This is a genomic window from Lachnoanaerobaculum sp. OBRC5-5 (assembly GCF_000296385.1).
Taxonomy (GTDB): Bacteria; Bacillota; Clostridia; order Lachnospirales; family Lachnospiraceae; genus Lachnoanaerobaculum.
In genome coordinates this window covers 2,894,533-2,906,081 of sequence record NZ_JH815185.1, presented here as the reverse complement: position 1 = coordinate 2,906,081, position 11,549 = coordinate 2,894,533, and the positions used below count along the sequence as shown (strand labels likewise).

The window sequence follows — 11,549 nt, the reverse complement described above, 5'->3', positions numbered from 1 at the left end:
AATATCCTTGTTTTGAATTACAATAATTAGTGTGTAAATTTTTCATTGCAAGTTAATTTTACCACAAAAATAGGACCTTTCGCATGATCGAATGGCCCTATTTCTTTTGGGTACTTATTTCACAGCCCCTTATATTGCATCGTATAAATACGGATCAGGGCTTGGTAGCTCTATACTTATTCTATTGTCTCGTATGAATCTTCTATTTGTTTCAGAACATCCGACAATACGATAACTTCATTATTTTTGAGTTTTTTCTTCAAAAAAGTATCGTTGCCGTCTACCAGTGCATCAAACACTCGTAGTTTTACTGGCTTTGGACTTTTTGTATTTCGTATTACGATTCTTTGCATTCATCCTATCTTCCCTTCAATAGTTACGTTCTCTTTAATGCAACTATCTTAGGTTTCTCTTCCTCAACAGTAAGTGTGCCTTCTCGCAGATGAAGCAGTTCTTCTATATCCCCTGGATATAGGGTAACACCATATTGTTCAAATGACCTTAGCAATGAAGCTGCGGTTAGTACTTTTGCTTCATTTATCAGTAAATCAATCGCACCTTGGAATATGTTCTCGTTGATAAAATATGGAACATCTCCAGGCTCTTTTTGCCTCCATCCATTTTTAGACACCTGACGCATCATGTATTGATACTGATTATCAGTAATTGCCTTAAGTTGGTGACTTCTGTAAATCATGGACTGAATTGAACAGTTCCATTTTTTCTTCAAAAACTGATAGTATTTCAAATCTGTAGGATATGCGGACACATCCTGCAAGAAGGTTTTCTTTGGTAATAATAACGCACTCGCAAACATATTAGCCTGTTTTTCACGTCTTTTAAATTCGTCCTTCTCAATGAGATCAAGACTTTCACTCCAAGGATGTAAAAGTATGTGTCCTAACTCATGTGCCATATCAAAACGTATTCTACACTCAGGTGCTATTCCCTGTGATACCGCAATAAAATATACCTCTCTATTGTCAAGAATAGTTCTCTGACTAAATGCGTCTATCTTAACATCTGATGTATCAAAACCTGTTACAATAATACCATTTTTTTCGAGTACAAATTGAAGATTCTTTAATGGTCCTTCTACTACTCCCCATTTATCACGAACTGACAATGCTATCGTTTCTATTGCATCTAACATTTTGTCTTCTGCATCATCATTAAATTCATCATCATTTTCAACAAAATCAACACTTGGAAGATTAAGTAGTGGGAAATCTAAATACTTTTCAAGAACTTCATACATCTTTGCCACGTATTCAAGTTTAATACTTTGAGATGTTCTACTCATCTTTGTGGCACTAGTTAGAGAACGGAAATATGTTACTTCTGTCTCTGTTTTACATTTATCTTCCTGAAGAAAATATTCTCTTGGAAAATCCAATGCTCTTGATAATATGAATACTCTATCGTATTCTGGTTTGTTACCATTGTTTTCATATAGTGAAAGAGACTGCTTGCTGATACCAGTAGCATCAGCAAGTTCAGTAAGTGTCATTCCTCTAAAAAGTCTGGCACTCTTTAATCTCTCGCCTCTAAATTGCTTATTGTCCATTTTTTATTCTCCTGATTGTTTTATAATCAGGCTTGCTTCTCTGCCTCTTTTAATTGTACCAAGGCGTTTGTCTTTAACGAAACAAGCCTACGAGGACTTTCAGTAGCAGGAACTGCAACCTCCGCTGTATCCAAATCTGTCTCAGTAAGTTGTGCGTAGTCTGGTTTCATGAATTCATTTAGTGAAGCCTCGTCAACAACATAAAAATTCCTATCCATGAATTCTATATTAACTTCTCTTAATTCATTACGTTCATATTCATATGTTATAATGTAATGAACAAAACCTTCTTCTGGGTCAATTGCACCATCCACGATTTTTCTATAATCATCTTCAAGTGTATCTGTATCGAATTGACTCATAGGGAACAATGTCATCTGTTCACATTTCCCATGATATCTAGAATTTTGGATACCTAATATTGTCTGCAGGAAATGTGGACGCTGTCTTTGTTTCCTCGGAATGCTTTTGAGATTCTGTGCAGTAGTAATTGTATATGTAATTTTATTTGTGCGATCCACTAAAATGCAGCCTCTCCATGAGTATCTGGAAAACTTCACAATATCCATACCATCTCTAACTACAAGGTTTTTAAGATTCTCATTTATAAAATCACTGCGAATCATTTTGATACAGTTAAGTGTTTCCATTGGATGTTCTCTAATAAACTGTGGAACATCATCTGTGATTGACTTCTCGATTGCTCGAACAATGCGTTTTGCATCATTCTTGTCATAAAAAATATTGGTCAATTAGTTTTACCTCCTAATTATATCTTACGCTTTATATATTACATTTTTATTTTATTTTGTCAAGTGCATCTACATATTTTTTGTATTTGTCAATCAGAAAAAGAAAAACCTGACAATTCTGAAAATCAAAATTGTCAGGCCTTGGTTGCTATGAATATCATGCACCGATTTGCTCAGTCCGTATCTTATTCTTATGTAAAATCACTGCTATCACTTGCCTACAGATTTGGCATCTGATTTTGATACTACCCTCACATTCCGGATCATCTTCAAAAAGTCTCTTGTTCTTACAACAAGGAATATGTATATCCTTCTCCATGAAAACACCTCCGTATCTTTAGATAAATAGAACAAACATTCCAGTTATTCTTTAAATATGAATAAAGGTCAACTAAAGGGAAAGTCAGGCTGACCGACTTTATCAAAAATATATAGCTGTTTAATAATTTCCTAAATGTAGCGATGAAATTATTGTACAAATATATGTTCTGCTCATCAATCATCTTTTCTTCCCTCATGGTGACATACAAGATTCCCTTTTACTGTTTTTTCTTCAGTCCAGCTACTTTTCTCCAAGCATCCATATCTGAGTCCTTAACTGCCATATACTCATTTCCATAATATGATACCCGCTTTTCTACCCGAACCTCGTCTGGCATAGCATCCATTATTTTACTAACACGATTTTCTGTCATTCTTCCGACAACATACTTAAAATAAGGATCCACTCGAATTACTGACGATTTCTTCTCATTTTCTACATAAAGAAGAAGTTGTGATGGCTTTGACTCTGTTGCCCATCCGAACCCATCCTGGCTAACGAATCGTCCTGATTTATTGTAGTGATTTTTTTCCCCAGCCTTATGTCCTTGTGTCTTGTAATACTCTCCTGGGATGAACTGCATTGATACAGTCTTAAATTTACTCATGGTTTCAACCTCCTGATAATAGTCTTCTCTTCCGTGGCCACATCAGATTAACCCTATTATAATTTAGCGAAACCCAAATCGCATTATGTGTACAGGAAATAAAAAAGTTGTACACTTTACTTCATAATTTCTTGCATTGCCTCCCCCACAAGTTTATCTACAATCTCATGAAGACGCTTGTTTTCTTTATCAACAGTCAGACAATGTTCCTCAAAGGATGTCTGCATTTCAGTTAGCAATAAGTCTTTTTCTGAATCTTCTGTTTCATTTTCCAACTCTGCCAATACTTTCTCCGCTTCTTCTATATATGCTTTACGTTCGGCAATATTAGCTCTTACATTTTTCTTCTTCTCTTCGAGCGTTAATTCCGAAGGTTCTTTGAACGATCCATTCTTAATTGCATCTACTCTGTTTCTCCACTGACTATTTTTCTCGTGAAGATGTTCTAAATTAGATTTATTTAGTTCATAAGATGTTGATGGCAATCTTCCCGCTATCATTTGACGATAATATAGCATCCGCACCAAAAACAAATCATCCGCTGATTCTTCATTCTCTGTGTCTTCTCCTTCATGAACTACTACTGACTTAAATCCTAAAATCGGATTATTATTTATAAATTCATATGGTGGCACGTATTCTGGAAACTTCTTTTTTCGTATTTCTCTTACTGTAGGTAAAAAACCTTTGATGATATCAGCAATAATATAATCAATGCCCTTATTCTGCACATTCATAGATTTATCTAGTTCAGTCATGCGGAATTCAGGTGGGGTTACTTCTTCATTTGATGCCACAACTTCATTTCTAAAATATTCCGCTCTGAATAGATAATAATTCATATCATCTAACTGCTTTGTGAACTGTGCTAGTGCATCACCAATATTTTCAGACTTTAAAGCCGACAGATTGTAAATAAATCTAGTTAACTGTTTTACAAATTCATCTGTCCAGAAAGCTATATTATTCGCTGCATAATGACCTGGTCTACAGTACACGGCTTTCATAAAAACATCTTCCAGTTCATCGATATCTTCCAGTATTTTTTTATTGTAATTTGCAACATCTGTTGCTTTGACTATTTTATTATCTTTTTCCTTCTTAGCAAGTGTTAACGGATGAAAATAATAATTTTTAACAAGTATCGCTAACAGTTCCGCTACTTCGGGTGGGAAGGTATAATGACTGTTTGGGTTGTCCCTTTCTTTTTTAAAGTCACTAACCTTTATTCCATACATAGCACATACTCGTTCTAAGTTTCTTTTAAACTGAACTCGCCCAAGTCCAGTCATTTCTTCCATCTCTTTCTGAGTAAAATCAACTCTTCTTCCAGCTGCCATATTTTCCTCCAATCTTGAAAAAAGCAGACCCACTTTGTGAGTCTGCCATATTATTTACATAAGTTCTTTTTTCAATGCTGTCGTTAACAATACTTCTCTCTCTGAAAAAAATTCCTCAAAGTTGGTAAAAGCAAGGCTCACATTCGGAATATAATTCTTATCCTTATAATTTTGTTACTGTTTCACACCCTGTCTCTCTATACTTATCTTACCCATGCACCGTTTGCGCCGAGTCTGAATGAATCAACTGTTGTATTTGTAGCCATATACCCTGAGCCCGGATAGAAATAGTACCAGTTTCCGCTGATCTGTGTCCATCCCTCACACATAGCACCGTTGCTGTCAAGGTAGTAATACTTTCCGTCACTGCTGTGAAGCCATGTATTGCTGAGCATCTTACCTCTTGGAACCTCCGCATTCATATAATACCACTTACCGTTTGACTGCTGCCAACCTGTTGTCATATGTCCGTAGGAATTCATATAATAATACTCTCCTTCGACCTTCTGCCAACCTGTAAGCATTCTACCGGCATCATCAAAAAGATACCATTTATCGGCTATATATTCCCATCCGCTTGTCTTAAGACTGCCGTCGGGGAATCTGAAATACCATGTATCTCCTGATTTATTCCAGCCTATGCCGTTTCCAACCTGAGTTGTTACATTGTTATTTCCTGTTGAAACATTTGAAGCATCCAGATAGAATTCATCTGAAGTAATCCACTCGGAATGTCTTCCATAGTCCTTGTCTCCATGTGAAACAGTTCTGATTCTGAACTTATATGTACCCTTTTGAGTCATATCGTTTCTGAAATTATAGTTGCTGCCCTTGTAGTTTTCAACTCTTGTGACCTGTGTACTTCCACGCAACAGTATAAGTTCATAGTATCCTGAAGTCTCAGAGGGTTCATCCCATTTGGCAATACCTATACCGCTGTCCTTCCACTCTACATCCTCAGGAGCTTCATAAGTTCCCTTTAATGGATTTAACTTGATATTTACTACCAAATCACCGTTTTTCTTGGATGAAGAAAGAAACTTTCCACCGTTCACAGATATGTTTGAAGATGAATATGTTCCCTTAAATGAATAGTCGCTGTTTGCTTCCAAAGTTATTTTCATCTTTACTTCATCACCTATGTTCAGGCTGCTTCTTCCGCTTGTAATCTCGGCATCCGCTATATTGAATCTGTCGGATGTAGTATATACATTTATATCTCCGCCTGAGCTACTTCCGTAATTTATACTTAGATTATCTGTACGATCTCCTATACTCAAATCCGAATTTACTTTTATCGTGACTGAGCTAATAGTTTTATTTGCAGCATAAGCAGGTTTTGATAAAAGTGAACATAATAAAATAGTTCCGAAAACAGCTATTTTTTTAGCTAACCTCATATATTCCTCCTTATATTTTTTGTATCATATCATATGATACAAATATATTTATACTATAAGTATATGTAATTTGAGTGTATATGTACAGTTAAAATTTTCTTACTTATTCATATCTTTCGGCTCAAATTTTATTCAGAATATATTCAATTAAATGTTGCTTAAAATATACTTCCATTACAATATCTGATAAAAAAGTAAATAACTCAACATTTTCATCTTTTTTGTCAAAGGCATCCACTTTATTCTTTGCATACTCAAGTCTTTTTTTCAAATCATCTACAATCTCGTTTTTTTTGTCATCCTCTATATGAACCAGAATATCATACAGCTTCGACAAAGACTCATCTCCCTTATCAAAGCTGTTGTATATACTCAAATCACAGAGCCTTTTAATATCCGCAAAGGAGAGTACATTCTTGTAAAAATATATAAGTATAAGAAGCATCACATGATTCTTGGTATATTTTTTCTTATCGGAAGGCGGCAAAAGCTTGTTCTTCGTATAATTATTGATCATGGTTTTTGTAAGAAGCTTATCATCCTCCTCTCGTTTGAAACTCTCAAGCTTCTCGTCAATAAAACTTGTCATCTGATCCATATACAAAGAAATATCCGGGATATCTTCCGATTTTACAATATCCAAGCCCTCAAAATGCTTTATCATATCATTGATAATTTCTTTATTGGTTTTCATAACATCAGTATATAGTATTAAAAACCATATATCAAGTAAAATAAAAGAGCCGCCGGTAAGCGACTCCATATCTTATAATTTATTGTTGATAAACTTCTCTAAAAGTGTATATCCTTCCTCTATAAATATTCCGGATTCTTTTGCATTCTTTTCCGTATAAGTTATTGCAACATCCGTTTCATTATTTGATCTGTATATCTTAAAAGGAACAGGGTCTGAAGAATGAGTCTTGGTCTCGATAGGTGTCGGATGATCCGGCATTATAAGCATTGCAAAGTCTTCATTTGCTTCTCTAAGCGCTTCACAAAGAGGTCCTACAACTCTTTCATCAATTCGCTCCACCGCTAATATCTTACCTTCAGTATCTCCATGATGTCCGCACTCATCCGGTCCTTCAAGATGAATATATAAGAAATCATTTCCGTCCTCAAGCAAAGTCTTTTTTGCAGTTGCAAGCTTACCCTCATAATTGGTGTCCACAGTACCTGTAGCACCTTCCACATCAATGCTCTCCATTCCGGCGCTGATACCGATACCTTTTATAAGATCCACAGCTGAGATAACCGCACCCCTAAGTCCGTTTTTCTTTTCAAAGTTTTCTACATTAGGTTTTGTACCTTCTCCCCAAAGCCATATGGAGTTTGCAGGATTCTTACCCTCCGCCTTTCTCTTTAAATTCACAGGATGATCCTTTAAGATATTATAGCTTCTTTCCATAAGAGATAAAATCTTATCATTTTTCGGCAGGTATTCGCCTATTACTCTGTCAGATATATCATGTGGAGGTGTAAGATCAAGTCCGGTTTTTCCGTTGTCCCATATCAAACAATGTCTGTATGATATTCCGGGATAAAACTTGAATTCCTCATCTCCAAGCTCTTTTTCCACTGTTTCAATAAGCTCTCTTGCCTCCTCAGTGGATATCTCACCGGCAGAATAGTCAAGCATTGTTCTTTTTTTCGGATCCTCCTCGTCTGATAGAGTAACCAGATTACATCTTATTGCAACATCTGTTTCTTTCATATTTATGCCGATACTTACAGCCTCAAGCGGTGATCTGCCTGTGTAACACTTAAGCGGATCATATCCCATTACTGCAAGGTTTGCCACATCACTTCCCGGCTTTAACTCCTTCGGCACCGTTCTTGCCATACCGAGCACACCCTTAAGTCCGTCAATATGTGGCTTTTTAGCTACATCAAGTATTGTCTTATTGCCAAGTTCCGGAATGTCTTTATCCGCCATTCCGTCTCCAAGTATAACTATGTATTTCATATTTTCCACCTTTTTGTTTATTTGCTTAATGCACCTATAAAATTCTTCATTCTTTCATTGCTTGATGCAAAGACTTCCTCAGGAGTTCCCGACTCAACTATTACTCCGTCAGACATAAATATTACCTTGTCGGATATTTCTTTAGCAAACGCCATCTCATGTGTAACAATGACCATGGCGATTTTTAAATCCGACAATGACTTTATTACTCTGAGAACTTCTCCTGTAAGCTCCGGGTCAAGTGCGGATGTCGGCTCATCAAAGAAAAGTATCTTCGGATTTAGCGCCAATGCTCTGGCAATAGCGACTCTTTGAGACTGACCGCCTGAAAGCTGATAAGGATATGCTCCCGCTCTGTCCTCAAGCCCCATCTTCTTTAGCAGCGAAAAGGCTTCTTTTTTTACACTCTCCTTATCCCTTTTTTGTACTCTTATCGGTGCATCACAGATATTTTGCAATACATTAATATGTGGGAAGAGATTGAAGTTTTGGAATACAAGGCCGAAGCATTCCGATATTTCTTTCAATTTGCCCTGTCTCTCATAAACCGCCTTACCGCCTACACTTTTACAAACCGAGTTTCCGTTATAGCTAAGTTCTCCGTCATCCATTTCTTCCAATAATGTAGCACAGCGCAAAAGTGTGGATTTGCCTGAACCTGACGGACCTATAATACTTAAAATTTCACCTTCTTTTACTTCCAGTGATATATCCTTTAAAATTTCCACACCGCCAAAGGATTTCTTTACTGATTTCATACTTAATAATGACATAATCACCTACTTGTAATATTCTAACTTCTTCTCTATTGCTTCCATTGCAAATGCTACTATTAAATTAAATATATAATAGAACAATGCGGCGCACACAAACGGTAACATACTTGTTGTACTGCTTGCGAGTGCCTTTGCCATTGTAAACATCTCGGCCACACTTATTGTAAAGGCCAAAGATGTATCCTTTACCAAAGTTATTACCTCATTTGTTATAGAAGGCAAAATTCTCTTTATTACCTGTGGCAGTATTATAACAAAGAAAGTCTGAGATTTACTGTATCCCAATATCTTTGCGGCTTCATACTGTCCGCTCGGCATGGACTGAATTCCGCTTCTGTATATCTCAGCAAAGTATGCCGCATAATTTACCACAAAACCGATTATGGTAGCAACTATCCTGTAATTTCCCGATGTGGATACTCCGAAAATATAATAAGGTCCGAAGTATACAACCATCAGCTGTAACATAAGCGGTGTACCGCGCATTATTGAAATGTATACCTTGCACAGATATGAAATAAACTTTATTTTACTAAGTCTGCCGAAGGCAACCAACAATCCCAGAGGAAGTGAAAGTAAGAGTGTTACAAAAAATATCTGTATACTTACCAACATTCCGGGGACAAGCTTTAACGCAATATCAAGAATACTCATAAAATCTCCAATCAGTGTAAATATCTTACTATTATATCCTTTATTTTGCAATCCTACCATAAGTTATTTCTTAATGCTTTGCAGGATTGCAAAATAAAAGTCTTATATTTATAAGAAAAAGAAAACGCCGGCAGATATCTGTCGGCGTCTTAATTTTACTCTAAAGTGGTAACATCCTTACCAAACCATTTTTCTGAAATAGTTTTCATTGTTCCGTCCGCTTTCATATCTTCAAGTGCTTTTTGTACTTCATTTCTTAAAGTTTCATTTCCAAGCTTAAATCCGATACCGTATTCCTCACTTGAAAGCGGTGTATCAAGTACTGTAAATCCGTTTCCGCCTCTCTTTGTAATTTGATAGTTTGCTACTACACTGTCCATTGCAATGGCATCCACACCACCCATCTCAAGATCCATAAAGCCTGTATTATAATCCGCTACAGTCTGTAATTTACCGAAAGTATTTGCAAGTTCGGTGTTTTCCTTCAATGCAGCCTCTGCAGATGAATCTGTCTGAACCTCTACAGTCTTTCCTGCAAGATCCTCTATCGAATCAATACTTGAATCTGATTTTACAACAAAAACCTGATCGTTTTTCATATATGGCTTTGACCATGTGTACTTATCTTCTCTACCCTGAATACTGAAACCGTTCCAGATACAGTCAATATTTCCTGATGTAAGCTCCATATCCTTTGCATCCCATGCTATAGGCTGATATTTAATCTCCTTGCCCATTCTCTTTGCAACTTCAGCTGCAAGCTCAAGGTCAAATCCTGTGAACTCTCCGTCATCTCCTACAAAGCCCATAGGTGGGAAGTCCTGATCAAATCCCACTGTGAAAGTAGCCTTATTCTCTGCTGCCGCTGTGGTAGTCTCATCCGCCTTGCTTTCCACCGCACTTGTATCGGCTGATGCTGATGTACTTTCTGCAGTCTTTGCTGATGAACAGCCTGCCAACATAATTGTTGCTAAGATTCCAAGTAAATAAATTTTTTTCATAAATACACCTCATAACTTTCTTTGACTTTTGTTTTCTCTTTATAGTTCATTATGGTAGCATACTAAAGTGCGTCTGTCAACACTTTATTTTACTACCATACTAAAGTGTTTTAATATCGTATATTTACATAAAAAAAAGCCGCTGTACTAATCATATTCTATAATATATGTTAAGTATTTACCCAACTGATATTATTGGCTTTAGCACAACAGCTCTTATATAATCATTTATTTATCCTGTTTAATAATGGAATTACCGGATTCATTAATATGTACTTCCAACTGATTGTATGGAATCTCTATTCCGTTTTTATCAAATTTGACCTTGATTTCTTCTATAAGTCCCCATCTGACGGTCCAATAATCGTCAGTCTTACACCAGGCTCTTCCACCAAGAATTACGGCAGACGATGCCAAATCGCTGACATAGGTCAAAATCTCTTTATTTTTTAATACCAGCCCGTTTTCATCAATGGCATCTTTTATAAGCTTCTTTGCCTTTCTGATATCGGAATCATATGACACACCTACTTGAATATCTATTCTTCTGGTATCATTTGCGGTAACATTTGTTATAACATCGTTTGCAAGCGTACCGTTTGGTATGGATATCCTCTTATTATCAGGTGTCAAAAGTATTGTATAAATTACTCCTATAGTATCTACAATACCCTCAGCCTTCGGTGAAACTATATAATCACCCCTGACAAAAGGTCTGCAAAAAAGTATTATCATTCCGCCTGCAAAGTTGCTTAAGCTTCCCTGCCAAGCAAGTCCTATAGCAACACCTGCAGAACCCAGTATAGCCACCACACTCGCCTGATTTATTCCCAGTCTCTCGGCCAGTCCAAGTACTACCAAAGCATACAGTAATACTTTCAATGTAGACAGAAGAAACTTTCTTATCGTCAAATCAATATTTATCTTTTTCAAAAACTTTTCAAGCATTCGTGATAAAAATTTTATCACCTGACCGGCTATAATAAATGTAATAATCACTATCACAATATTATAGGCGATTGCCAATAATACCGGAGAAAGTTCTTTTAAAGTCTGCATCATGACACTCGGTTTAAGCTTTTCTATATCCTGTGCTACAGACTCCGCCACTTCACTTTCGGAAATACTCGGTAAACTTGAACTTATTTCACCGGTCATATA

At 36.4% G+C, this 11,549-nt stretch carries 13 protein-coding genes; all 13 read right to left on the bottom strand.

Annotated elements, in window-relative coordinates; all coding sequences use genetic code 11:
* Positions 1 to 176: 176 nt before the first annotated feature.
* The 13 genes from HMPREF1135_RS13980 to HMPREF1135_RS13340 all read right to left on the bottom strand — a co-directional run bounded on the left by HMPREF1135_RS13980 (position 177) and on the right by HMPREF1135_RS13340 (position 11,546).
* Positions 177 to 353 (bottom strand): hypothetical protein, encoded by a 177-nt coding sequence (locus HMPREF1135_RS13980; protein ID WP_007596108.1) that lies wholly within the window; start codon positions 351 to 353, stop codon positions 177 to 179.
* 23 nt (positions 354 to 376) lie between these two features.
* Positions 377 to 1,567 (bottom strand): helix-turn-helix domain-containing protein, encoded by a 1,191-nt coding sequence (locus HMPREF1135_RS13390; protein WP_007596107.1) that lies wholly within the window; start codon positions 1,565 to 1,567, stop codon positions 377 to 379.
* A 26-nt stretch (positions 1,568 to 1,593) separates the two neighbouring features.
* Complete coding sequence (locus tag HMPREF1135_RS13385; protein ID WP_007596101.1) at positions 1,594 to 2,319, bottom strand: DUF5986 family protein; 726 nt, start codon at positions 2,317 to 2,319, stop codon at positions 1,594 to 1,596.
* 157 nt (positions 2,320 to 2,476) lie between these two features.
* Positions 2,477 to 2,638: a hypothetical protein gene (locus tag HMPREF1135_RS14070; protein ID WP_007596094.1), complete on the bottom strand. Its 162-nt coding sequence runs from the start codon at positions 2,636 to 2,638 to the stop codon at positions 2,477 to 2,479.
* Positions 2,639 to 2,858: 220 nt separating this feature from the next.
* Complete coding sequence (locus HMPREF1135_RS13380) at positions 2,859 to 3,248, bottom strand: hypothetical protein (protein WP_007596092.1); 390 nt, start codon at positions 3,246 to 3,248, stop codon at positions 2,859 to 2,861.
* 116 nt (positions 3,249 to 3,364) lie between these two features.
* Positions 3,365 to 4,588 (bottom strand): hypothetical protein, encoded by a 1,224-nt coding sequence (locus HMPREF1135_RS13375; RefSeq protein WP_007596090.1) that lies wholly within the window; start codon positions 4,586 to 4,588, stop codon positions 3,365 to 3,367.
* A 203-nt stretch (positions 4,589 to 4,791) separates the two neighbouring features.
* A complete protein-coding gene (locus HMPREF1135_RS13370) occupies positions 4,792 to 5,988 on the bottom strand; it encodes an N-acetylmuramoyl-L-alanine amidase family protein (RefSeq protein ID WP_007596087.1) in 1,197 nt (398 codons plus the stop codon).
* 121 nt (positions 5,989 to 6,109) lie between these two features.
* Positions 6,110 to 6,682 (bottom strand): DUF1836 domain-containing protein, encoded by a 573-nt coding sequence (locus HMPREF1135_RS13365; protein WP_034243599.1) that lies wholly within the window; start codon positions 6,680 to 6,682, stop codon positions 6,110 to 6,112.
* Positions 6,683 to 6,754: 72 nt separating this feature from the next.
* Positions 6,755 to 7,957: a cofactor-independent phosphoglycerate mutase gene (locus tag HMPREF1135_RS13360; RefSeq protein WP_007596082.1), complete on the bottom strand. Its 1,203-nt coding sequence runs from the start codon at positions 7,955 to 7,957 to the stop codon at positions 6,755 to 6,757.
* A gap of 17 nt (positions 7,958 to 7,974) precedes the next feature.
* Complete coding sequence (locus HMPREF1135_RS13355) at positions 7,975 to 8,730, bottom strand: amino acid ABC transporter ATP-binding protein (protein WP_007596081.1); 756 nt, start codon at positions 8,728 to 8,730, stop codon at positions 7,975 to 7,977.
* 6 nt (positions 8,731 to 8,736) lie between these two features.
* On the bottom strand, positions 8,737 to 9,387 hold the full coding sequence (locus tag HMPREF1135_RS13350; protein WP_007596079.1) for an amino acid ABC transporter permease: 651 nt from the start codon (positions 9,385 to 9,387) through the stop codon (positions 8,737 to 8,739).
* A 155-nt stretch (positions 9,388 to 9,542) separates the two neighbouring features.
* The gene (locus tag HMPREF1135_RS13345; RefSeq protein WP_007596077.1) at positions 9,543 to 10,388 is read right to left on the bottom strand and encodes an amino acid ABC transporter substrate-binding protein; all 846 of its coding nucleotides are present in this window, start codon (positions 10,386 to 10,388) and stop codon (positions 9,543 to 9,545) included.
* Positions 10,389 to 10,616: 228 nt separating this feature from the next.
* Complete coding sequence (locus tag HMPREF1135_RS13340; RefSeq protein WP_007596075.1) at positions 10,617 to 11,546, bottom strand: mechanosensitive ion channel family protein; 930 nt, start codon at positions 11,544 to 11,546, stop codon at positions 10,617 to 10,619.
* Between the last annotated feature and the right edge of the window lie 3 nt (positions 11,547 to 11,549).